This window comes from Phormidium sp. CCY1219, assembly GCF_055795085.1.
Map to the genome: position 1 here is coordinate 1 of NZ_JAYFEQ010000795.1, position 21,314 is coordinate 21,314.

Consider the following 21,314-nt stretch of genomic DNA (forward strand, 5'->3'; position numbering starts at 1 on the left):
TTAGGCTGGTCAGGTGGTTAGAAGTACAAGCCCCTGGCTTTAGACATGGGGTTGGTTTCTACGGAGTCCCTGACTGGTCAATGACTACTCCGAATGAAAGACGATCGCACCATCGCGAATCACCACCAACTCGACGATGAGCGGACCGACAGTGTAAGTGGTTTCGGCGGCGATCGCCTGGACTATCATCGATTCGCCATAGTTTTCCAACTCAATGAGAAATTCGATCGCCTCTGCGAGATGTCCATCGCCAATTGTAATCGAATCTGCCAGAATACCGGATCGTTTAGCGCGGAAGTTAGCCGCACCTAGCAGCAGATTGAGGCGTTCTTGAATTTCTTCGGCACTCATTTGCGCGGGTTCCACCGAAGTGGTCGCGACAATTTCCCCTTCTTGGAACACCACTTGATTGACCACCGCATCGGCGAAGACATCAACTTGGGTTTCTCCCAATAAGTAATTCGCCGCCGATAGAATTCGGACCACATAATCTCGACCATCATCAATTCGATCCACTAATTGTTCGATATCTGCATTGGGAATAAAAATCACCTCTTCCTCGGATTGGGAAGTACCCGGGCGAATCATGTCGATCGCGGCGCGATTCGCTTCTTGCAATAATTCCTGGGTTGCTTCCCGCGCCCCATAGGGTCGCAGCACCCGAACCACTCCGGAGGCCAAAACTTGGTTGCGGCGGATAGCAACTGTGCCCTCGCGCAACAGTTGAAAATCCCGTTCCAGGTTTTGCACTTCGCGCTGTAAAAACGCTTGTTGGTTCCCCAGTTCTTTGAGCAGCTTTTGTTGTTGCGCGATCGCGGTTTCCTGTTGCGAGATTTCGCGATCCTGAGCGGCAAGTTCCCGAGTTTGGGCAGCGATTTCCTCCTCCTGGGCGGCGATTTCGAGTTCTTGTCGCTCGATTTGCGCTTCGCGTTGCGCGATCGCCTCCTCCTGGGCCGCGAGTTCCTGTTCCTGGGTGGTGAGTTCCTGCTCTTGCGCCGCCAATTGCTGCTCTTGGGCGGCAATTTCGCGCTCTTGTGCCGCGAGTTCTTGCTCCTGTGCCGCCATTTCGTCTTTTTGCTTGGCGATTTCTTGCCCCTGTCGGGCGATGTCTTCGGACTGAGCGGCGATTTGCAGTTTTTGCTCTGCGAGCAAGCGCTTTTGCTGTTGGATTTCCTGCTTTTGGTTCGCGAGTTCCCGGCGTTTTTCCGCCAATTCGCGATCGCGCTCTAGGATCAGCTTTCGAACCTGCTCTCCCTGTTCGATGAGTTCTTGTCGTTCGGTTTGCAGCAATTCGATATCTTGGCGCAGGGTTTGCGCTTGTTCCGTCACCTGTTGCAACTGGGTTTGGGCGCGCTCGAATTTGGATTCGATCTGGTTGAGGTCCCGTTTTGCCCGCTCGAAATCTCCTTGCACGCGATCGAGTTCCCCTTCTCTTTCCTCCAGTTCGGTTTGAGTGCGCTCCAATTCGCCTTCAGTTTGAGTTTGTTGGGCGATCGCTTCCTGCAACGATTTGTCGATCGCATCTAGTTCCTGTTGCGCCACAATTTGCTGTTCTCGCGCTTTTATCAATTCCGCTTCCACCTGTTGTTTTTGCACCGTAACCGCAAATAGCTCTTTTTGTGCCTCGCGCAGTTCTTTGAGTTTTTCATCTAATTTAAACACCCCGACGCGCAGGGATTTACTGGTGGCAAATAGAATCCCCAAGGTGGAAGCGGCAATCGTAAACCCGGTAATAATTGTTACCACGGTTGCCGTTTGCCGGGGGCGCAGACCAAATAGACTCAGCCTTGCTTTTCCCACCTTGGTCCCCAAGCGATCGCCCAAGGTGGCCAATAGTCCCCCCAAGACTAAAATGGCCAGTATCAGAACGAAAGCGCTGGTCATCATAATTAAAATACCCTCGCGATCGCGCCTTTTTCAACGTTCCGGACGAGAAGTGAACGCTCAACCCCCCTGTTTCTTTTCACTGGATAACCCTCGCGCTGAACTACTTTAAAAGTTCCTTCACCGTTGGCGATCGACATGCCATCGTTTAACCCACCCTTTTGTCTTTTATGGTAAAAGTTTTCTGAGAAAAAAGCCAGGAACAAACCTCCCAAACCGGAGAATCATCCCGCTTTCTCCATATTGCCCGAAACCTATCCGTGAAGTTGCAGTTTCGGCGGGCGCGATCGCATCGGCGCTCTCTCGGTGGGATAACATCGGCATTCCTCCACATTCTATCCGGCCACTGGGAAAAATTCAATCCCGCGAGTGGGGTATATCTCCCCGACTTCCCCCACCCATCGACTCCCGAGGAATCAAACCCTCTCGTTGCCGCCGATGGATTGTCCTATTTATTATCACATCACTCTCTGTTTGTCAAGATAACTTTTGATGTATTTTTATCTTTCCAGGAGTTAGTGCAGTAGAGGATAGAAACCGAGTTGGTGCAAAAAAAAAGGGATGAATTAACAAAACATTAACGCGAGAGATACCGTTGATTTTCCCCTTTATCTAAGACTGAATCGGCACTTTCCTAGAGAGTGTTTTGAAACACAATTCCTGCTGTTATCCTTCCTTGTGAAGCAGAAGGCGATCGCGTTGATAATTAATCGATAAATCGGCTATAAAGTTTAATCGATAGCAACGCCAATCGAGTATAAAAATAGGCATTCATTGCGCCATTTTTTGCCAAACATGCAGTATAATTCCGGCGGAATATTTGCTTAAAATTAATCCAACACATGCTAGTGTAGGTTGAGCCACTAGCGAGACAATTAACGGGAAAGAAAGAGCCGCTTAAACCCCAGGAAGAGAGAGAAAAAACGGCGATAAAATAGAGACCACGGGACATTTTACGGGGGACGCCCACGTGGTCTCAAAACCTTTAGAAATTGTGGAAGGTAGGGGAATTAAAACTGTGGAGAAAGCGATCGCGTAGCAGACAGGCCACGGTTAAGGTCAGGGCGGAAACTCCACTTCCAGAAAGACCGTTCGAGAAGCAATCAGTTGCGGGCTTAAAAAGGGAAACCCATTAACCTGACCCGCGAGAGAATCCACAGGGGATCAGGTGAATTGTTCGCTCAACGCCACTGGATTATGCACCGTAATTTTTTTCTTGTGAATCGAGATCATTTGTTCTTGACGCAGATCGCCCAGCAGACGGGTCACGGTGACGCGAGTTGAGCCAATTGCTTCAGCGATCGCCTGATGAGACAGCTTCAGGTCGATAGTAATCCCATCAGGAGAAGGCACCCCGAAATCCCGGCACAGAATCAGCAAAAAACTAACCAATCGCGAACCCATATCCCGGTGTGCCAAGGTTTCGATCATCATCTCGGTTTGCAAAATCCGCGAAGAGAGTCCGCGCAGCATCACCATCGACAGGTCCGGATCGTCCTTGAGCGCTTTTTCCACTTGCTCGATCGGCACCGAGAGCAACTCCACGGGGGTAAATGCCACCGCATGGTAAAATCTGTCCGATCGATGGCCGGTAATCAGAGACAGCACGCCAAAAACGCTATTTTCGCGCAACAGTGCCACGGTGATTTCTTCCCCCGCCTCATATACGCGAGAGAGCTTCACGGCACCTTTGAGCAGAAAATAGACTCGTTCCGCCGGATCCCCGGGGAAAAAAATGGTCTTGCTTCGTTCGTAACTTTCCACCATCGGCGGGAACGTTCCCGTTCCCATTTGACGAAAGACAGCGGCAAGGGGTTTATCTTGGGTCATTATCATATCCATTGGGCTTTAATCCGATAATCTAGAATTTTATGTCTGTTATAAACTCGAACCAGGGTTGGGTATAAGCAATTGCCGGGGGTTTGCATGGGGTTAGTTTTGCACTTTAAATTACTTAAACTGAGCTGAAGCGCTTTTTTTGTACTAAAGGATACAGAATCGCGGTCAGATTGTCCAACAATTTTTGACACCTGTGGCGGATAACTTCACCCACCGCCGGCAGGGCCACTGCATTTTTTCTCGGAAAACTACAGGAGCGATCGCGCCTGTAGAGGCACCGATTGTGATTCAATCAAGTTTGGGGTCAGCTCCCCCCCACTGGAGAGGCGATCGCCTCTCGGGTTGCAGTTTGACCCCTATCCCACACACACCGCAGCTTGCGATGCACCCTCCACACCGGGCGCGCCCTGGGGCGGAATCCCTGCCCATGCCCTGGCAAGATTCCGGGAGATTCCACATCGCCGCTGCTTGCCGATTGTTCCTAGAATAAACCCTCCATGCTAGATTTAACAGGAAAACACGCCTTAGTCACCGGCATCGCCAATAACCGCTCCATTGCCTGGGGCATTGCCCAACAGCTACACCAAGCGGGCGCTGAACTCGGCATTACCTACCTGCCGGACGAAAAAGGACGCTTTGAAAAGAAAGTCCGGGAATTGGTCGAACCGCTCAATCCCACCGTATTTGAACCTTGCAACGTCCAAGACGATGCTCAGATTCAATCCACCTTCGAGACTATCCGGGAAAAATGGGGCAAACTCGATATCCTCATCCACTGTCTGGCATTTGCCGGCAAAGACGAACTTTCCGGTGATTTTAGCAACACCTCTCGAGAAGGTTTTACCCGCGCCTTGGATATCAGTTCCTATTCGTTGGTTTCCCTCGCCGCCGCCGCCAAACCCTTAATGACTCAAGGGGGTAGCATCGTCACCCTGACTTACTTAGGCGGGGTGCGCGTGGTTCCCAACTACAATGTCATGGGTATTGCTAAAGCTGCACTGGAAATGAATGTCCGCTATCTGGCGGCGGAACTGGGTTCCCAAAACGTCCGGGTGAATGCAATCTCTGCCGGACCGATCCGCACCCTGGCTTCTTCCGCAGTGGGCGGGATTTTGGATATGATCCGTCATGTGGAAGAAGTGGCACCCCTGCGCCGCACGGTGACTCAGACGGAAGTGGGCAATGCGGCGACTTTCCTCTGTAGCGACTTGTCCAGTGGCGTCACCGGTCAAGTGCTTTATGTAGACGCGGGTTACAACATTATGGGAATGTAACCGAGGCGGAATTGAGAATTGAGAATTTTTGTTGGATTCTTAATTCTTAATTCTGACTGATTTTGCGGCGAGATACCATAGATTATAGATTTTTTTCATAGTTGCAATCATCACATCATGCAGACGACAGTGAGTGGCGCTTCTGACAATCCAATTGGCAAGGACTTGGAAGCGCAAGCAAATTTAGGGGAATTGCCGAGAATGTCTACCATCCGGCGCACCACCGGCGAAACTGACGTTCGGGTAACGGTGAATCTGGATGGCACCGGTCAATGCTCTGCAGCTACTGGCATCCCGTTTTTAGACCACATGCTGCATCAAATCGCCTCCCACGGATTGTTCGATCTGGAGGTGGAGGCGACGGGGGATTTGGAAATTGACGATCACCATACCAATGAAGATGTGGGGATTACTCTGGGTCAGGCGTTGCACAAGGCACTGGGCGATCGCAAAGGGATCGTCCGCTTCGGTCATTTCTTCGCCCCCCTGGATGAAGCTTTGATTCAAGTGGCGCTCGATTTCTCCGGTCGGCCTCATTTAAGTTATGGTCTGGAGATTCCCACCCAGCGCGTCGGTACTTATGACACCCAGTTGGTGCGCGAATTCTTCGTGGCGGTGGTGAATCATTCTCAAATGACTCTCCACGTTCGTCAACTCGATGGGATTAATTCCCACCATATTATCGAGGCGACGTTTAAGGCATTTGCCCGATCGCTTCGCATGGCGGTTGAAGTCGATCCCCGTCGCGCTAGCACTATCCCCAGTTCTAAAGGCGTTTTATAACCATGTGGGGGCGCAGACTTCCGGTAGGTCTATTCCCTACCGGAATTTGCCCTCTCCATTATCGCCGCGAAAGGGTCGAATTGAACCGCAACGATTGACAGGAGTTTCCTTCGGTGTTAGGATGGGCTATATAACCCATTTTGCCGCCAATTCTTACCCCGGCCATTCCTTCAAAAAACTCAAACGCTTCTTCAAATTGTAAGGGGATGACTCGGTTGCCGATCGGGTCGATATATCCCCATTTTTCGCCAATTCTCACCGCGGCTAATCCTTGGTAAAATAAATCGGCACTGTCGAATTGTGGCGCGATCGCTACTTCGTTATTTTTATCGATATACCCCCATTTTTCGCCAATCTGTACCGGCGCTAATCCTTCGGAAAAGAACGTGGCATTGCTGAATTGTGCGGCGATCGTCAGATTTCCCCGGCGATCGATAAATCCCCACTCATCGCCAATTTTTACCGCCGCTAATCCTTCGGAAAAGTTGCGGGCATTGTCAAACTGAGGCGGAATCACTCGATTGCCTTTTTTATCGATATATCCCCATAGGCGATCGAGTTTGATGAGGGCGCGATCGTCGGAAAAGTCAAATGCTTCGTCGAATTCTGGGGGAATGACGCGATCGCCGTTTTTGTCGATATATCCCCAGCGATCGCCAATTCTCACCCGCGCCAATCCCTGGGAAAAACTCCACGCCCAATCTAAATTGGGGGCGATCGTCACCGCCCCGGTTCGATCCATAAATCCCCACTTAAAATCCATCCACACCGCCGCTAATCCTTCCGCAAAACTCAACGCCCCCTCTAAAGTTAAGGGAATCACCGGCTTTCCCGTAGGGTCGATAAATCCCCATTTGCCACCTTTCATCACCAGCGCCATCCCTGTAGTAAAGGGAAACCCATCGTCATAGGTGAGGGGAATAACAATATTGCCAGTTTTATCGATAAACCCCCATTTTTCCCCCTGGTTCACCAGCGCTAACCCTTCGCTAAAGGGCAATGCTTCGTCATATTGCGCCGGAATCACAACACAGGACATTGCGATCGCGCAGTGAGTCAGTGGGGCGACAATTCCCCCAATCAACATAGGCGCGGGGTTCCACATCTCTTGTCTCTCATCCGTATTTTATAGTAGGGTGGGCACCGCCCACCGTATTGCTCTCTATTTTAAACCCAAACCTAGAGTAAAAACTCCCGCATCCACTCAGGGTAGGGCTAAATACAAGGTTGCCCGCATGACAAGGGCTAATTGAATACAGGATGAATGAAGCTGTGTATTTTAAACCTAAATGTAGGATGGTGATTCTCCACCCTACTGATATCGATGGGTTCCACTGTTGTGACCCTATTCAAGCAGGCGATCGCGTTCATACGCCCAAATCGCCAAGAAACCAAACATAAATCCCGCCCACAACAACCACAGCAGATGCAAGACAATCTGCCCATCATAAGCATCCAATCCCCCTGACCACACCGCTAATTGAGCATAGTGATAAAACGGAGAAAACGTCACTAAATCCTGAACCCAATCCGCCGGATAAGGAATCGGGAGACCACAGGTCAATAAAGCCACCGGGAGAGACAACCCTATAATTGAGTCCACGCTTTTCGGTTTAAATAAATAACCGAGAGCCAATCCTAAAATCGCAAACGGAATCACACCGAAAAGCAAACTCGAAAACATCCTGACCCACGAGAACAAACTTTCTTCCAAATCTATCCTCAAAGCCACGATATAAAAAATTAATAACAAATTAACCGTCAACAGCACGAAAGCCACCACAACTTTGGCCGCCAAATAGATTTTTGGACTCAGAGGTGTCACGCGCAAAAGCTTCTGCCACCCTTCAATTCTTTCCGCCGCTACTCGTTTCCCCAATCGTTCTATAGAAAAAATAAGCAAACTCAGTGCGGCAAAAGCCAACAATCCGATTTTTCCCAATTGTGCGGTTAATAGTACCAGGAAAGAAAAACCGAAAACTCCTAACAAATAGCCACGATCGCGAAGAAGCTGAATCCCTTCAGCCCAGACTTGCTTCCCAAATGGCAACCAGACGCGCTGATTCTCTACAGTTGCACGAAGTTCCGGTTTTTTCTTTTTCTCCCTCACTTCATTCAGCCGTTTTTCTTCGGCAATTCTCCCATCCGCCAAAGTAATCAATCGCGTCGCCAGATGACTCAATTCTTCCCAATCCGATTTGTTATTCGTGACCATCAGAATGGTAATTCCCTTCTCTCTGCACGCTTTAATTTGCCGCCAAAAAGTGGCGCAGCCTTCCGGATCCAAATTTCTCGTCGGTTCATCTAGAATCAGGAGGTCTGGATTCCCAGCTAAAGCTATAGCAAAATAGAGGCGTTGTTCTTCACCGCCAGATAGCTTAGAAGCCCAATCCTGATGTTTCCCTTCTAGATTGACAGTATTGAGAATTTCCTCAGTGGAAAGAGAATCGGGATAATAGCTTCGCAGCAAATCCACTAGCTCTTTCACCTGCAGATTTTTCGGAACTGCTACTTTTTGCAGCATGACGCCCAGGCGAGTTTTGGATTCTGGCGTCTGTGGCGCGTGACCCAATAACTTCACCTCTCCCCTTTGGGGATTTCTCAACCCCAAAATAATGTTAATCAGCGTGGTTTTCCCGCTTCCATTGGCTCCACATAAGGCAACAAATTCTCCGGGTTCAATGGTAAAACTTACCCCATCAAGCACGGTCTTTTGTTCCTGGTTGCGGGTAAATGTTTGAGAAACATCTCGAACTTCAATCGGATTCATTAATACTCCTCTGGTTTCACGACATTACTGAGCTAATTATCCACCACAGCACTATCCCCACCCCCACGGCGACGATTAAAGGAACTCCAGTTACAGCGGGTAAAATAGCAGCCGCTGCTGCTCCTGCTGTCACTGCTGTTACTTCCACTATAGGATCGGCTATAGGTACTTTTGTATTCAACAGAATCAATATTCCGATTGCTGGGATGATAAAAAATCCAATGCTTGTCCCTATTTGTTTGGCAAAGGATTGGGAAAAACTTTCCCATATGCCCGATTTTTGCGGATTGGATTCTTGAGTATTTTTTTCCACTTCTGTCATGGTTATTGTTCCTAATTGTGTCAGCAAAATTTTAATTTCACTCAACGCAAGGGTGAGTAGAGTCGGGTGGGTTGGCTACTTACCGCTCTGATTGTCATGTGGAACCCAGTAGGCAATGCCCCCCTACAGCTAGGGTATCGCATTTTATAGGGTAATTTTTGCTGGATTTATTGTCAATTGGCTTTTTCTCCATTTATCTTAGTTTTTATTCCGGTAACTATTAACTATATCATTGAATTGACGGTATAACGAATTTTTTAATTTTTTCCAATCGAGTTTTTCCTCCACAAATGGAGCAGTTTTAGGGGATATCATCTTTTTTAATTTTTTCCAATCGAGTTTTTCCTCCACAAATGGAGCAGTTTTAGGGGATATCATCGGATGGTCGGACTGTTGAATTTCCCAGGTTTTTATGCCAAGCAAAAAAGTCCACAGCAAAAAAAATAAAGCGACAATTAATTTAATGCGGCTGGCTTGAGAAATAGACTTGAAGAAGTTAGCGATAGATTGCAAAATTATCCTCCATTATGGCGTTAAAATCAGTAATTGCAGACAATTAAACTGCCGGAAAATGGCCGTGGCCGACAGGTGTTTTTGTGGCAGAGGGGTTAAATCTTTCTGCGGTATCGGTAGAGTTATAGGGAGGGTGCGTGCGACAAAATGTTATGGATAGGAGAATTAAAATATCGGAGGCACCCGACGCTCTAGCAGGCATTTCCTAATATCCTAATATGAGCTGAACCCTGCCCGGACAGTAGTGCTAGCTTTGGGGGAGTAATTCTGCCTTTTTTTTTCGCGTATTCTTCTGAGCTGATAATGCCGGAATTTTTGGCATTTTCCAGTTGTTTTAACTTATCGGCAAAAGCGACTTCTTGTTGCAGGACTGCTGCTTTCTCATCGAACTCTTCTTGGGTTAATATTCCAGCAGATAACGCAGCTTTGAGTTGCGACAGTTTGCCATCTAATTCCGCATTGGTGGTTTGGTTCATTAACTCAGCTTTTTTGGCTTCATATTCTACCTGAGTTAAAATTCCTGCATCCAAAGCCTTTTTCAGACCGAGCAATCGTTCATTCAGTTCGCTATTCTTTTGTCGGTCTCGAATCTGATTTTCAATTTCGGCTTTTTTGGCCTGATACGCCACTTCATCGATAATACCTTGGTCTAAGGCATCTTTGAGCTGCTTGAGCTTTGCTTGCATTGCTTCTTGCTCTTTCAACTCAGCCAATTCTTGCTCGGATTTCCGTTTGGCTTTAAAAATCACCTCTTCTTCGATAAACTTCCATACATCTCCTTCTACTTTTTTCGTCCATCCTGTGGCTAACCCACTCCCAATTACGCTAAACCCTCCAGTGAGTACCGCCGCTACACCACCAGCAACTAAGTTGCTGGCCCATTCTCCGGTTCCGAGTTCTACAGAAAAGTCGTTGGGTTCTCCTTGCATCAAAATGGTGAACGCCCGGGATGCTCCCACTGCTTTTCTCCAGGCTTCTGATTTTTTCGCCTGGACGCACCAAGAGCCTTCGGTTTGATTGGCTTGTACCTCATATCCCTGGTCTAAAAACCAGGTTTCGAGATGTTTTGCTAAGGCATCTAGGTCGATGTTTTTGTCTCGATAAGTTTTCTTGGTCATTATTCAACATCCTCTTGCGAGTTATTGGGTGTCCGCGAGTTCGGACATCGGCTAATATAGAGAGGAAATGCGATAATACGATCGCTCACTGACATCAGGACTGACCAGTTCGTTCATCAGTTCGCACGCCAATAACAGCCTCACCCCCGGCTATTGTGCCGATTTTTGCGGAATCGGCTTGGCGATCGCCACTGATGGAATCATGGTGGACTCATTGCTCCACCAGCAATTTATCCGACGATTTTCCCTCTCGGAAAAGGTGGATCCATTATCAAATTCCCACAGGCACTATCCTAGTCTTCAGCAAGTTTGGGCTAGCCTGCTGTACTCAGTTTCCCCTGCCTCACCCCCCCCGGTATAAAATGGTCTTTAGTACAGAATAAGCTAATTTTCACCCGAAGTTTCCTGATACGCATCAGTAATTGTGCTAGGATTGCATCAGTAATTTTGGAGGATCTACCAATGGCACTCACTGACAAGCAATTTACAGAAGCACTCCAGCACTGGGACTTAGACACCCTTTACGCTGACTTGGCATCAGCGAAGGGCAAAAGCCTGACACCAGTGGAAAAGCTCCACCTGCGGGGGTTGCTCTGTGGCTGTAGTCCCTCCACAATCGCGGAACAGTTGGGAAAAAATGCCAAAGGCGTGGAAACAGACCTCTGTGCGACCCTGTATCGATATGTTAAAAGTTTAGTGGGCAAAAGCAATGGCAAGATAGAAAACTGGAGAAAAATCGCGGAATGGCTCGAGGATGCCGGATATAAACGAAAGCTCGATCGCGTCGCCTTGGATAATTTATTGCCGGAAAAAAGTGTGGTCAATATTACTAATATAAATATCGAAAACAATCAATTAGTGATAGCTTTTAACCTACGAATTCCTACCTCAAAAGCCCTAAAAACCTCTGGAAAAAATTTAGATATACTCAATAACGTCGCACTTGACTAACTGTCGGCATGATTTTCGATGGTTTGATGCCAATTTCTCCAATTGTGGGGAAGAGCCTTCACCGATGGAAAGGCAATTGGCCGATGGTAGATTGTCTCAACTCTATATTATACCAATTTGAGACAATCTATCTTGTTATCCACTCATTGCGCTTTTTCCTAGCACTCCACCAGACGAAATATCAAATACCACGCCGCGAGTCATGCCCGATACTGCCGATTATAAATTGCAGGCTGCCAATTTGGCCATAAAAGCGCCAAATCCTTCCCGATACTCACCCGAAACCTGCCACCCACTCCACGGAAAATGTCCGGTGGGCGCATCTATTGTAAAGTTAAGATTCTCTTGACGAAGCCAAGAATTATTCACGCGCCATCCTACCGTGTCGGCGAAACGTTGGTAAGGTTTGCTTCCTTGGGTACTTTCCCAAATCTCTTTCTGGACGCTATAGCCAAACCGTCCCCCACTCCGTTCCACCCACAGGGTATCGATCTGCCTCGCAGTTTCACAATCAAACCCTTTTTCCATCAAAGTATCGGTTTGCAAATCTGCCGCTTTCCAGTTGCCGATCGCTAGGTAATTTTCTAGGAATGTTATCCCATTATTTTCCGGATTTTCGCATTGACTTTTGACCTGGGTATGCCATGCGATCGCCTCTGAATTGCCCGGTTCGATTTCCAACGCTTTCTCCAAAGCACTGACCGCTTCTTCACATCGATTTAACTGATGTAAGGAAACCCCTTTATTAAACCAAGCGTCGAAGAAATTCCCCTGATTTTCAATCGCTTTCTCGTAAGATTCCAGGGCGGACTGGTGTTGTTCTAATTCCCGGTAGGCAACTCCTCGATTGTGCCAACTCCAAGCCAAATCTGGGGACTGTTTCAACGCTTCCTCATAAGCAGCGATCGCCCGTTTGTATTGCTTCTGTTGTCTGAATTCATCCCCTTGCTGATGCCACTGTTGCGCCCTAGGGGTTGGGTCTGGTTCCTCCGGAGAAAAACGAACATCGCCTAGGAAAAATTCGGTGAATATTGCCACGCCAACCACCAGAATTCCGCCAAATGGAAGAAACCGAGTCAGGGAATTTTTTGCCAGTTGCAAAGCGGAGGAAGTGGAAGGGGAGGTGGGAGAGAGGGGGGGAAAAGTGGCGGCGATCGCCTGCAATGCTTCTGCTGCATCGGCGTAGCGATCGCGGTAATCAAAGCGCACCATTTTGCTTAAAATCTCGGCCAATTCTACACGAACTCGGACGCGATCGCGCCACACCAATTCCCCACTTTTATCTTCTTCCAGTTGATGCGGCGGTATTCCCGTAAGTGCGAAAATGGCCATCACTCCCACAGCATAAATATCGCTGCTGAGTTTGGGTTTTCCCATTGCCTGTTCGCTGGGCATATACCCCGGTGTGCCCACCGCCACCGTGCGCGTCGTGAATCCGGCGGCATTAACTTGTAGGGTACTGACTTCTTTCACCACCCCAAAATCAATCAACACCAAGGAACCATCGGGACGACGCATAATATTTTGGGGTTTAATATCCCGATGAATCACCTGATGCTGATGCACATACGCCAGCACTTCGAGCAGTTCTCGCAATAACTGAACGGTCTCATTTTCGCTCCACTGCTTGCCCGATGCGATGCTGTGACTGAGGTCTTTCCCTTCGATGAATTCCTGAATCAAATAAAATTCTCGATCCTCTTGAAAATAGGCAAACAGTTTGGGAATTTGGGAGTGGTTTTCTCCCAGTTTGTAGAGGATTTCGGCTTCTTTTTCAAATAAGCGCAAGATGTGGGGATGGATTTGTGTGGGATGCACGCGCTTGACGGCGCATTTGGGTTTGGGCGCGATCGGCAAATCCAAGTCTTCTGCCAGATAGGTTTCGCCCATGCCGCCAGATCCTAACTTCTGGATGATTGTATAGCGCTGTCGCAGTATTTGTTTCATCGCCTTCCTGATGCCACAGACCCTTTTAATTGATTGTCTCATAAATTGCCAATTTTGTCGCCGTTCGATATCCCTCGTGGGGTGAGTCTCGGGTCTGAGGGGTGAAGGGATTGAGGAAAGGCGGGCGCGGATCTGATTCCCAACGAGTTCGGTTTGAGAACCGATACGGCTGCTCTAATCAGCGTTCGAGTTGAGCAGTTGTCAGGGTTGTGGGTGCTTTATTTGTCATTGCCTTTGACTCCTATGAGATTGCCACTTGTGAATAGAGCAGCACAAAGGATTCCACTGGGGAGTTATATGGTATCCGCTCAATTGAGTGCAATACAAGAGAAAGGGGTAGGGGCGAGTTTATTCCACTTGTAATTTGGCAGCATTCGTTCATTCAAAAAACCCGCTCCTACAGATATTCTGGTTAATCCACCAGACTTGATATTAGATCGCCGACCCTAGATTGGCGATCGCGAAACCACCCCGCGCCGCCAGTGATGTCCGACTCTCCCGACAATCGCTGAGTACAAAAAATTAACCTTCATGCTTGTCCTTTGCGAGTCATGCCAATTCCCAATCGGTAGAGATCTGGAACTTTATACCGCTGTACGTTATCTTCTGTGCCTTCATAGACCGAAATCAAACCAACCTCCCGAGCCAAAGTGAGTTCTTCATCTAAATTAGACAACTTGTTCGTTTCCAACGGCGATCGCCCCAGTGCTTGCAATTGGTCAATCAGTCCGTTTAGTTCCGGAAACTCCTCGTTCACGAGAGCATCGAGCGCCTGCTTGGAGACCTCTTCTAGAGAAGCCATTAAAGCGCGGGGGCGAATGATGGTTTTCCGATAGGGATTGCGCGAGTTTTCTCTCTGTTCCCACTCGGTTGCCACACGAAACAGTTGCAGCAAAGTGCGAGGACTGTGATTATCGCTGCCGTCAGCCAGCCGCTTCCACACCCACGTGCGAGTAAAGGTCGATTTTCCGCCCCGCATCCGTTCCCCCACCAACAGATTCCAGAGCTGGATAACCTGCTCGTCCATCCAATAGTTGTGGTTGGGCAAGAATTCGCTACCCAATATAGATTTGGATATCTCCCGGAACGTGGGCGACAAGAGCGCTTGCTTCAGTGCCACTTTCAAGTAATCTATGCGATTGGTCCACTGTAAGGTCACCGATCGCCCAAAAAAATGGCTTTTATTCTCAAACTGAAGCTGCCGCCAAATGTCCTCCCGGAGAACAATCTTAAATTTGAGAGATTGGAGATTGTCTCCCATATCCGTTACCCAGGAAAATAGTCCCTCAATGGCCTGCTTACGCCGCTTTCGGTCGGTCTGTGTATTGCCAAACCCCGTATCGAGACCGTCACACAAGAGCAGAGTCGGGGGGGAGGACGCGCGATCGATGTGGTTTAACCAATCTTTAGCCAACAGGCCAATCTCACTCAGCCCGAGTAACTTTTGAACTAGGCGCACCGCTTTTTTTTCTGTATCCGGTTTTTCTCCCAAAAGCTCTGCCAGGGCATCATCCGGTTGCGGATAGCGTTCTGGCTCGGATAGATAACAGGCGAGACAAGTTTGCACGATCCAGAAATCCCGCCAACTACTGCCGGTCTGTCTCAAAGTGTTTTCAATTATCTTGAAGCCCTCCGCACTCATCACCCAAAGCCGATCGCCCCTGAGTGGAGCCGGAGACAAAACCACCGCAGAGTGTCGATCGCCTTCCATCAAACGGCGAAATATAGCGGTTTTTCCGGTTCCCTTGCGACCCAATACCAAGGGGATTTCGGCATTAAGGGCGCGCGTCACCACTCCGGCATCCACAAAAGTTTCGAGAAAATTGTTTTGCACCTCGGCGGTTCCGCCGGAGAATGAGAGTTCCTTGAGGATTTGGCTTTTGGCATCGGACACAGAATCAGGAAAGCGCTGTTCGCTGGGCGCGGGGAGGAATCGTTCCAGCCATTCGGCAATCGGTTCAAAGTCCTGCCAAATATCGCGATCGCCCATAATCCTATCTGAGGTAGCGATCGCTTCTCGATAGGGAACAAAATGAGCTATTTCCGAAGGAATCATCGGTTCGGCTTCCGACCTATCTCGCTCTACCACCGACAGCCACTCGCTAATCCATTCAATCGCGCGATGCTGGTAGCGTTCCACAACTTCCGGGGCTTTGCTCGCCGGAATGGGTGAAATGAGAAACCGGGGTTCTGGAGTTAGTGGTGGGAGCTTAACCCGTCGGGTACGAGCCGCGAGCAAGGCGCGCACCAGGGCCTCAGTGCCGGTTAAGGTTTGCGGGTGGGGAAAGAAGCTCACGATCGCCAGATCTGCCAAGTCAAAGAGTAGCGGAGCGTTTAAAGGCGCAATCCCCGTGCGTGCGTCTAGCAAGATAACATCCGGTCGAAACGGCAACTCTGAGGCGAGCATATCCATCAAGTCTCGCAGGGGATTCCGTTCCTCGCGATACCAGGCCCCCGGATCGATAAAGTTTAGCTTGCGGGCGTAATTGGCATCGGGAATCCCACCGGGAAGACAATACAGGTCCTCCGTCTCGCTGAGGCGCAGGAGATGGTTGGCAATGTTACGCGGGCGATCGCCTCGGTCTAACTCGAGCAGAAGGGATAATAATCCTTGTCCCGGCTCGATCTGTGCTTCTTTGCCAAACAGGGCGGCTAACCCTGGCGCTTCTAAATCCATATCCACACAGAGGACGGTGCGATTCCGACTGGCGAGAATTCGGGCAGTATAAGCAAGAGCAGTGGAGCGACCCACCCCTCCCCTGAAGGAATAGAAAGTCGCGACAATCGGACGCTCTAAGTCTTCGTCCAAGTCGGAGGCAAAGACAATCTCTTTACATTCAACATTCTCAGGGTTTCTGCTGCGCGCCAGTGCTTCGGGCCATAGGGGCAGGTCTTCTAAGCTCGAGTCTATCGGCAAAACTCCCGCCCATTCTCGTTCCTGCGGCGTTAACAAGTCGAGCCACTCGATGTTGATGTCCTCCAGTCCGGGTACAACAATTTGCTTGCGCTGTTCGTAAGTCTTGTCGGCAAATCCCTCAGCAATAACGGCAATTCGCCACCCAGAAAAGGGATCGGGTTGGACGCGCACTTCCTGGGTGTCCAAGTTCGCTCCATCGAGGTTATGCTGGATGCGCTCTTTTATTTCTGCATGATTCATTAACGCCTCCGGGGTTTGCTGCGACGAATTTGGGTCTGGAGCCATCCGTTTAATTTCTTGGCTCCCGCCATCAACTCTTGAATACCGAGACCTTCCGGACTCAGATGGGTCTGATAGCGCAACGCTGTATCCCAATTTTGCAGAAAGAATGTTTTGTAACCTGCCGAATCCTTGAGGTCTGAAAACTCGAATCCAGACACTCTTCATAATTTATGCAAGTTATGCCCTAGCGCTCCAGAAGTGGGGGTGGGGATACCACGCTTTTGCAGCAAGGCTTTTAGACTGCATTCGATGGCATAACCGGCAATGTAAACAGAACCGACTGAAGTCGGTCTGCATTTCGCGATCGCTTCGGCATCGGCGGCTCGCTCGTTGGCCACTGCGCTGCAATCGTCTGCCGTTGTTGGTTCCATTCCGCTTGTCTCCTCCACGCCATACATGTGCATTTTATAGCATTTTGAGTTTGGCGGCGAACAATTCACACGATCGCGCATAACGCTCGGGGATTCTCGGGTGGTACCTGCGATCGCGACCCAGGTGCGTACAATCGAAGTGGGCAATTGAAATACCGCCGAGGCAGGCTAAGTCCGCGTCTCGGCTGAGCGCAGTCGAAGCCCTACGCGGACGAATCCTTTTTTACAGCTATTCCTCCGGACGGGATATCAAGCAGGCGTCGGCCTTCTCTCACTGTCGCTCACAAAAAACCGATCGCGCCTCACAAGGAAGCGCGATCGCAAATCACAATATATAAAACTGGCTCGTCGCGTTCCGATTAAGGATTCACGCGCCACAACTTGATCGTGTCATCAAAGCTGCCGCTGACCAAGGTTTTGCCGTTTTTGCTGAAAGCCACTTCCACCCAGTCAGAGTGTCCCTTGAGCGTCCCCACCTGGGAGCCGGTGTAGGTTTTCCACAGCTTGATCGTACCGCCTAAATCGCCAGTAGCGAGGGTATCGCCATCCGGGTCAAACGCCACGGAGTGGACCTGTTCCAAATGACCCTTCAGGGTGCGGAAGGGGATACCGGTTTCAAGATCCCACAGCTTCACCGTCTTATCCCAGCTACCGGACGCGAGAGTTTTCCCATCCGGACTAATCGCCACGGACCACACGGCATCGGAATGACCTAACAGAGTGCGCTGCAGTTGGCCGCTGCGCCAGTTCCACAGCTTCACGGTGCCATCGGTGCTGCCAGAAGCGAGAGTGTTGCCATCGGGAGAAAAGGTGACGGATTGCACTTCTTGGGAATGACCCAAAAAGGTGCGAACCAAAGCACCGTTAGATTTCCCATACTTGCCACCATGCAGTTGCCACACTTTCACAGTTTTATCAAAACTGCCAGAGGCGAGCATTTTGCTATCGGGGCTGAATGCCACGGAAAACACCCCTGCGGTATGCCCCTTCAGGGTATCGAGCAAGGTGCCGGTGTTGAGGTCCCAAATTTTGATAGTTTTGTCGGCACTTCCACTGGCGAGCAGATTGCCGTCGGGACTGATGGCGAGGGTCCACACGGGATCCGCATGACCGCTGAGAATCCGGATGGGAACCCGGACGTTATTGGCATTGACTTGCCACAGTTGAATCGTACCGTCGGTACTGCCAGAGGCGATGGTTTTGCTGTTGGGACTGACCGCGATCGACCAGACCGGTCCGGATGCCACCGCCAAGGTCCGCATGGGTTGGGCTTTGTTCAACCCGACGCTATTGCGCTCCAAGTCGGGGAGAGTGTAGGAAATTTCCGGAGCCTTGACTTTGTGCATCATGGGCTTTTCCGGTTCGGGGGCTTCCATGAAGGTTTGCGGCACGGGAGAGGGAGCGCGATGAGCCACGAGCATGGAAACCATCGCGATCGCTGCCCCACTCGCTGCAGTGGCCCAGCGGACTTTTTGCGGCGGTAACACCCCTTCGAGCGATCGCGCATTCAGGGCGGTGCCGATTTCTGCCGCCGAATGATACCGCTGGTTGGCGTCCCGTTGCACCATGCGGTCGAGCACGCGACCTAACTGCACGGACACGGGCTTTTTCAAATAATCCCGCCACACCCAGTTTTCGGCTTTAATATTGTACAGATCGAACGGCGGCAACCCACTCAACAAATGCAAGCAGGTGACGCCCAAAGCGTACAAGTCACTGGCAACCACCGCTTGCCCTTTGGTTTGCTCCGGCGCTGCATATTCGGCAGATCCGATCGCCGAACCGGCTTTCACTTGCGTCATGCCGGTGGGGAATTGTGCCGTGCCAAAATCCACTAACACGATTTTGCCGTCACTGTGGCGGCGAATCAGATTTTCCGGTTTGATATCCCGGTGAATCAAGGCATGACGGTGAACGAAATCTAACACCGGCAGCAGGTCATTGAGCAGTTGCCGAACTTTAGTTTCGCTGAAGGTGCCGCTTTCGGCGAGCTCGCGCTCTAAATTCTCGCCTTCCACGTATTCTTGCACTAAATAAAAGCACCCTTCGTCGGCAAAGGAGGCATAAAGCGCCGGAATCTGCGGGTGTTTGCCCACTTCATCCAGCCGCACGGCTTCTTGGGTAAATGTACCCATTTGGTTGTAAATCGCCCCAGAATGGTCCGCGCTATCGGTTTTCGGGGCATAAAACTGCTTGATGGCGCAGCGCGGTTTCGACGGTTTGTCTTCGTCCACCGCTAAAAAAGTGCGGCTATTTTTTCCCTGACCGAGTAGCTCCAGGCAACGGTAGCGGTTTTTCAGGAGCAAATTTTGCCCGCAGCTCGAACAGGTGTCAGCCGTATATGGATTTTCACAATTTTGGCAATTGGGATTGATGCAATGAGTCATAATTGGCAAGCCCTTAGCACATTTAATCTATGATAAATCTTCCCACGAGTCTTTTAATTTTCCGGTGTATCCACCGATAGAATTGAATCGCTTACTGCCTGAGAACAGGCAAGGGGTAAGCTCTTCTGTCAGTTTAAGGCATCACCAGATGAATTGAATCCCCCGAGGGGGCGATCGCGGCAGAATATCTCAATTTTACCTAACATCAGGAATACTGGCGCAGCATCGGCCACCCCTTCGTTGTCTGCCATACCAAATCAGGATTATCCATTTCATCGATCGCGCTTTGGCGGCAACTGATGAAGAAATGTTGCATTCCCTCCACCGATTGCATTGCCCGGTTGCTATCCCCATTCCGCCACGGCGATCGCCCTACTGGGGCGGGAGGCTCGCCACCTTCGCCCCATCCCCTCCCTCGCACCGGATCTCCCGATCGGAGGGCGACACAGATGGCCTTGGTTTCCCTCTAACTCATATCGAACCCACATCCACCCACAGGTTCCCCAATCTGCAACCCCATTCCCCCTACATAACATTCAAATCTGCGCCCACTTCAGTTGCGTATAAGTGGCGAGTTCGTCCCACCTACAGGACTTTACCGACCCATTCCAGTCCCCTTCTTGTACTTTGGTTTCCGCCTCTTCTTTCTTTTTTTCATATTGCAGGATTTCACAACACTCTTGCGGCGGACTTTCCATCACCTTGGGCAAGATGACGTGAATTCCCTCCACAATTAACGCATCGATTTTCACTAGCTCCTTGGATGCCAACCGCAGGTCAACTGGCGAGTTCTTCTCCTGTTGAGTCACCACATGCAAATTAGACACGCGATTCAACACATAGGCAATTAATTCTAACCGCAAGTCGGACTTCTCTACCACTTCTTGATAAAGCGAGTAGGGATAGGTCTCTAAAACCCGATCGAGTTTTTTAGAAACCACTTCGCAGGTTAAATTAACAATTTCTTTAGACATGATTGCTTTTTCCTTCTATCTATGACCAACCGATTTACCCCTTCGGTTGCTTGCCTGTTCTCGAAAAACCGCTACAGAATCCTTCCTCCTCTAGATTCGGAGCCGATATCGCCTTCCCGGTTGCATCAAGCTCCTCTGCCTACCGGGTTTCCGTTTGGCTGCCGTTCGTTTTTGGACCGGATATCCAACCCAATCGTAAATTTTTATTTACAATTCTTGAATCAATCCCACAAGACAAGTGCTTCATCTTTTTCCTAGTTTAACACTGTCAATCGGTAGTTATTTATTAAAAAAATATAACATTTCCACCCCCTTGAGCTGAAGTCAACCCGGAGCGCTCCGTCGCGCCAACCCAATCCCGAAATCATTTCTCCTCATGCAAAACTTTCCCCATAAATCTCTCCCCCGGATAGAATCATTCTGCCGCAAACTATGCTACAATTTAATTAGGCAACCCCGTCCCAAACCCCCACCTAATTGTGCTGGAGCGCGGGATAACCGCAGCCACCCGCTTCGCCCTAGCACTAGAACAAATGGAGGTTCAAAACCACCTTTAAACTGCTTACAGATTGTGTAGCAACGATTGCCGAGAAAAAGCGGCTTCCACGGCGGGGATCGAAGCGGCGATCGCCCGGTTGGCACGGTTCGATGCGATCGCTGTAGTTCGCGCGAGTCGGAAGGGTCTCGAACTCAACCACCCTGTGGGCGACGCCCAACGTCCTCCCGCCCGGAGAACCCCCGTTCAATAGGGTAATCTCGCCACTGGGGGTACGAGGCAATTTATTAATATTTTTTTTAGGGTTTGAGCGCGGCGTGGGGAAAGGAGTAGTGTCGCCACCGGGATGGGCGATCGCCTATTTTTCCCCGCCATCATCCCCGCCCAGAAGGCATACTGGAAGATAGAGGTGCGATTCGTTCCCGCAAAAGTGGAGGGTAAATGCCTGAAGCGTGAGCGGGGCAAGGAACACAGCCCTTAAAGGCT

18 protein-coding genes are annotated in these 21,314 nt (G+C 49.9%); 5 read left to right on the forward strand and 13 right to left on the reverse strand.

The genetic code is table 11. The features are described from left to right. Positions 1 to 84: 84 nt before the first annotated feature. Positions 85 to 1,887 carry a DUF3084 domain-containing protein gene (locus AC0QH1_RS24525; RefSeq protein WP_324634028.1) on the reverse strand — a complete coding sequence of 601 codons (1,803 nt, stop codon included), beginning with the start codon at positions 1,885 to 1,887 and terminating at the stop codon, positions 85 to 87. Positions 1,888 to 2,144: 257 nt separating this feature from the next. Here AC0QH1_RS24525 and AC0QH1_RS24530 point away from each other — a divergent pair, with 257 nt between their 5' ends. Further along, on the forward strand, positions 2,145 to 2,411 hold the full coding sequence (locus AC0QH1_RS24530) for a hypothetical protein (RefSeq protein ID WP_324634029.1): 267 nt from the start codon (positions 2,145 to 2,147) through the stop codon (positions 2,409 to 2,411). 637 nt (positions 2,412 to 3,048) lie between these two features. Here the strand turns inward: AC0QH1_RS24530 and ntcA are convergent. Further along, positions 3,049 to 3,714, reverse strand: coding sequence for a global nitrogen regulator NtcA (gene ntcA, locus AC0QH1_RS24535; protein WP_442957365.1), 666 nt, complete (start codon positions 3,712 to 3,714; stop codon positions 3,049 to 3,051). Positions 3,715 to 4,220: 506 nt separating this feature from the next. Here ntcA and fabI point away from each other — a divergent pair. Both fabI and hisB read left to right on the forward strand, forming a co-directional pair. Next, positions 4,221 to 4,997, forward strand: coding sequence for an enoyl-ACP reductase FabI (fabI, locus tag AC0QH1_RS24540; protein WP_324634030.1), 777 nt, complete (start codon positions 4,221 to 4,223; stop codon positions 4,995 to 4,997). Between the two features lie 201 nt (positions 4,998 to 5,198). Continuing rightward, positions 5,199 to 5,780 (forward strand): imidazoleglycerol-phosphate dehydratase HisB, encoded by a 582-nt coding sequence (hisB, locus tag AC0QH1_RS24545; RefSeq protein WP_324634048.1) that lies wholly within the window; start codon positions 5,199 to 5,201, stop codon positions 5,778 to 5,780. Positions 5,781 to 5,838: 58 nt separating this feature from the next. Here the strand turns inward: hisB and AC0QH1_RS24550 are convergent, their stop codons facing one another. The 5 genes from AC0QH1_RS24550 to AC0QH1_RS24570 form a co-directional block, all read right to left on the reverse strand. Next, positions 5,839 to 6,885 carry a WG repeat-containing protein gene (locus AC0QH1_RS24550; protein WP_324634031.1) on the reverse strand — a complete coding sequence of 349 codons (1,047 nt, stop codon included), beginning with the start codon at positions 6,883 to 6,885 and terminating at the stop codon, positions 5,839 to 5,841. Positions 6,886 to 7,125: 240 nt separating this feature from the next. After that, positions 7,126 to 8,550 carry an ABC transporter ATP-binding protein/permease gene (locus AC0QH1_RS24555; RefSeq protein WP_324634032.1) on the reverse strand — a complete coding sequence of 475 codons (1,425 nt, stop codon included), beginning with the start codon at positions 8,548 to 8,550 and terminating at the stop codon, positions 7,126 to 7,128. Between the two features lie 16 nt (positions 8,551 to 8,566). After that, positions 8,567 to 8,872: a hypothetical protein gene (locus tag AC0QH1_RS24560; protein WP_324634033.1), complete on the reverse strand. Its 306-nt coding sequence runs from the start codon at positions 8,870 to 8,872 to the stop codon at positions 8,567 to 8,569. A 198-nt stretch (positions 8,873 to 9,070) separates the two neighbouring features. Next, positions 9,071 to 9,385, reverse strand: coding sequence for a hypothetical protein (locus AC0QH1_RS24565; protein ID WP_324634035.1), 315 nt, complete (start codon positions 9,383 to 9,385; stop codon positions 9,071 to 9,073). A gap of 191 nt (positions 9,386 to 9,576) precedes the next feature. Continuing rightward, on the reverse strand, positions 9,577 to 10,503 hold the full coding sequence (locus AC0QH1_RS24570; protein ID WP_324634037.1) for an SHOCT domain-containing protein: 927 nt from the start codon (positions 10,501 to 10,503) through the stop codon (positions 9,577 to 9,579). 462 nt (positions 10,504 to 10,965) lie between these two features. Here AC0QH1_RS24570 and AC0QH1_RS24575 point away from each other — a divergent pair, with 462 nt between their 5' ends. After that, positions 10,966 to 11,454: a helix-turn-helix domain-containing protein gene (locus AC0QH1_RS24575; protein WP_324634038.1), complete on the forward strand. Its 489-nt coding sequence runs from the start codon at positions 10,966 to 10,968 to the stop codon at positions 11,452 to 11,454. Between the two features lie 219 nt (positions 11,455 to 11,673). Here the strand turns inward: AC0QH1_RS24575 and AC0QH1_RS24580 are convergent, their stop codons facing one another. From AC0QH1_RS24580 to AC0QH1_RS24605, 6 genes are all read right to left on the reverse strand, one after another. Next, complete coding sequence (locus AC0QH1_RS24580; protein ID WP_324634039.1) at positions 11,674 to 13,401, reverse strand: protein kinase domain-containing protein; 1,728 nt, start codon at positions 13,399 to 13,401, stop codon at positions 11,674 to 11,676. Positions 13,402 to 13,930: 529 nt separating this feature from the next. Next, on the reverse strand, positions 13,931 to 16,603 hold the full coding sequence (locus AC0QH1_RS24585; protein WP_324634040.1) for a P-loop ATPase, Sll1717 family: 2,673 nt from the start codon (positions 16,601 to 16,603) through the stop codon (positions 13,931 to 13,933). Between the two features lie 158 nt (positions 16,604 to 16,761). Then, positions 16,762 to 16,971 (reverse strand): hypothetical protein, encoded by a 210-nt coding sequence (locus AC0QH1_RS24590; protein ID WP_324634041.1) that lies wholly within the window; start codon positions 16,969 to 16,971, stop codon positions 16,762 to 16,764. A gap of 359 nt (positions 16,972 to 17,330) precedes the next feature. Next, positions 17,331 to 19,358, reverse strand: coding sequence for a serine/threonine-protein kinase (locus AC0QH1_RS24595; RefSeq protein WP_324634042.1), 2,028 nt, complete (start codon positions 19,356 to 19,358; stop codon positions 17,331 to 17,333). Positions 19,359 to 19,563: 205 nt separating this feature from the next. Continuing rightward, the gene (locus AC0QH1_RS24600; protein ID WP_324634043.1) at positions 19,564 to 19,779 is read right to left on the reverse strand and encodes a hypothetical protein; all 216 of its coding nucleotides are present in this window, start codon (positions 19,777 to 19,779) and stop codon (positions 19,564 to 19,566) included. A 115-nt stretch (positions 19,780 to 19,894) separates the two neighbouring features. Further along, complete coding sequence (locus AC0QH1_RS24605) at positions 19,895 to 20,332, reverse strand: late competence development ComFB family protein (protein WP_324634044.1); 438 nt, start codon at positions 20,330 to 20,332, stop codon at positions 19,895 to 19,897. A gap of 569 nt (positions 20,333 to 20,901) precedes the next feature. Between AC0QH1_RS24605 and AC0QH1_RS24610 the strand changes: the two genes are divergently transcribed. Next, positions 20,902 to 21,081, forward strand: a complete 180-nt coding sequence (locus AC0QH1_RS24610; protein ID WP_324634045.1) for a hypothetical protein — start codon at positions 20,902 to 20,904, stop codon at positions 21,079 to 21,081. Positions 21,082 to 21,314 lie beyond the last annotated feature (233 nt).

Coding starts and splice junctions, on each gene's coding strand:
- AC0QH1_RS24525 (WP_324634028.1), bottom strand. CDS start 1,887: ATGATGACCAGCGCTTTCGTTCTGATACTGGCCATTTTAGTCTTGGGG.
- ntcA (WP_442957365.1), bottom strand. CDS start 3,714: ATGACCCAAGATAAACCCCTTGCCGCTGTCTTTCGTCAAATGGGAACG.
- fabI (WP_324634030.1), top strand. CDS start 4,221: ATGCTAGATTTAACAGGAAAACACGCCTTAGTCACCGGCATCGCCAAT.
- hisB (WP_324634048.1), top strand. CDS start 5,199: ATGTCTACCATCCGGCGCACCACCGGCGAAACTGACGTTCGGGTAACG.
- AC0QH1_RS24550 (WP_324634031.1), bottom strand. CDS start 6,885: ATGTGGAACCCCGCGCCTATGTTGATTGGGGGAATTGTCGCCCCACTG.
- AC0QH1_RS24555 (WP_324634032.1), bottom strand. CDS start 8,550: ATGAATCCGATTGAAGTTCGAGATGTTTCTCAAACATTTACCCGCAAC.
- AC0QH1_RS24560 (WP_324634033.1), bottom strand. CDS start 8,872: ATGACAGAAGTGGAAAAAAATACTCAAGAATCCAATCCGCAAAAATCG.
- AC0QH1_RS24570 (WP_324634037.1), bottom strand. CDS start 10,503: ATGACCAAGAAAACTTATCGAGACAAAAACATCGACCTAGATGCCTTA.
- AC0QH1_RS24575 (WP_324634038.1), top strand. CDS start 10,966: ATGGCACTCACTGACAAGCAATTTACAGAAGCACTCCAGCACTGGGAC.
- AC0QH1_RS24580 (WP_324634039.1), bottom strand. CDS start 13,401: ATGAAACAAATACTGCGACAGCGCTATACAATCATCCAGAAGTTAGGA.
- AC0QH1_RS24585 (WP_324634040.1), bottom strand. CDS start 16,603: ATGGCTCCAGACCCAAATTCGTCGCAGCAAACCCCGGAGGCGTTAATG.
- AC0QH1_RS24590 (WP_324634041.1), bottom strand. CDS start 16,971: ATGGAACCAACAACGGCAGACGATTGCAGCGCAGTGGCCAACGAGCGA.
- AC0QH1_RS24595 (WP_324634042.1), bottom strand. CDS start 19,358: ATGACTCATTGCATCAATCCCAATTGCCAAAATTGTGAAAATCCATAT.
- AC0QH1_RS24605 (WP_324634044.1), bottom strand. CDS start 20,332: ATGTCTAAAGAAATTGTTAATTTAACCTGCGAAGTGGTTTCTAAAAAA.